3 protein-coding genes are annotated in these 1186 nt (G+C 42.8%); 2 read left to right on the top strand and 1 reads right to left on the bottom strand.

What is annotated here, in order from left to right:
• The coding region (locus F6J99_RS45175; RefSeq protein ID WP_293120501.1) for a transposase at positions 1–115 on the top strand (115 nt) is incomplete at its 5' end.
• 21 nt (positions 116–136) lie between these two features.
• Positions 137–409 (top strand): hypothetical protein, encoded by a 273-nt coding sequence (locus tag F6J99_RS45170; protein ID WP_293124000.1) that lies wholly within the window; start codon positions 137–139, stop codon positions 407–409.
• A gap of 151 nt (positions 410–560) precedes the next feature.
• On the opposite strand, the gene F6J99_RS45165 is transcribed toward F6J99_RS45170, so the two are convergent.
• On the bottom strand, positions 561–1186 hold a 626-nt coding region (locus tag F6J99_RS45165), incomplete at its 5' end, for a hypothetical protein (protein WP_293123997.1).

Below are 1186 nucleotides of genomic sequence, written 5' to 3'. Positions count from 1 at the left end.
GAATTTTTTTGCCCGACTCAAGCAATATCGAGCGATCGCGACGCGGTACGATAAGCGAGCTCAGAACTTCCTAGGAGCAATTTATCTGGCTGCTGCTGTAATTTGGCTTAATTGATGACACGCCCTAGACTATCTAGTGAAGAAAGGACTCTGTTTGCCAGAAAAACGCGATCGCATTTTAGCCTATCCGGGCTATATCCATCAAAGGCAAAATCCTCAGCAGTGGCCTTCCTATCTCAAGTGGCAGGCTTCGTTATTGAAACGGGGCTATTTAAGTACCTTTGCCAAAAGACTCAATCACATCAAAGTTGTTTATCAACCTGACCAGGACTTGATCGCAAAAGCCTATTTAGCACTATGGCACCATTGGCTGCCCTATGCCAAACTTGATCAGCAAAAGGAATTATAGCAGTTTTCTTTATCAATCAGGTACACAATTTATTCGGTCATAGTAAGCATTAGGTGTTAGGTATTAGGTGGTAGATAATGGGCATGTACCTCACCCATGGAACCCCTATATAAGACTCAGCACTCAAGACTCAGCACGCTCTGCACTCAGCTTAACCGTTGAGAGCCAAAGTCGCCCAGGCAGTAGTGATTTTTCCTTTATCCATACAATGAAAAAATAGTTTTTTATCTGGGTTGATTTCATACCAGTAATAGAGTACTGGCTCTCCTCGCCATCCCTGGTCTGTTTTTTGAGACAAAATCCACTGCTTTGCTTCGGTTTGAGCTGATGCACCCACATTCATAGTTTGAAGTGCCAAAATTGCTGTAGCCGTTTCAATTATAGAGTTCCGCCAGCTACCATTGTCAGTCTGAGTACGCAGGATGTAATTCCTAGTTTTCTTTAGGGTTTTTTGGTATTGAGGGAAAAACCACAGAAGTCGTATGACATAGTAAGTGGTTAGCATCACTGACGGAAACCAACGACTTTGCCAGTATCCTTGTTCAGACTGATTTTGCTGGAGATAACGAGTACAGGCTGAAATTTCTGATTGAAACTGATCTGGGGCAATTCGATGGAGTAAATACCCAACTTGAGCAGTTGCATCAATAGATGATCCTTGCCAATAGACTGCACGCCCTTGTTTACGTATCGTGCGAAAAGCTCCTTGCTCTGAATCATAAAAACATTCAACTAGTTTCTTGAGACTAGGCATTAACACCTGATCAGATACACCAA

Origin of the sequence: Moorena sp. SIO4G3 (assembly GCF_010692305.1) — a bacterium.
Classification (GTDB): Bacteria; Cyanobacteriota; Cyanobacteriia; order Cyanobacteriales; family Coleofasciculaceae; genus Moorena; species Moorena producens_A.
The sequence above is the reverse complement of the archived record's forward strand: the minus strand, read 5'-3'. Positions and strand labels throughout refer to the sequence as shown.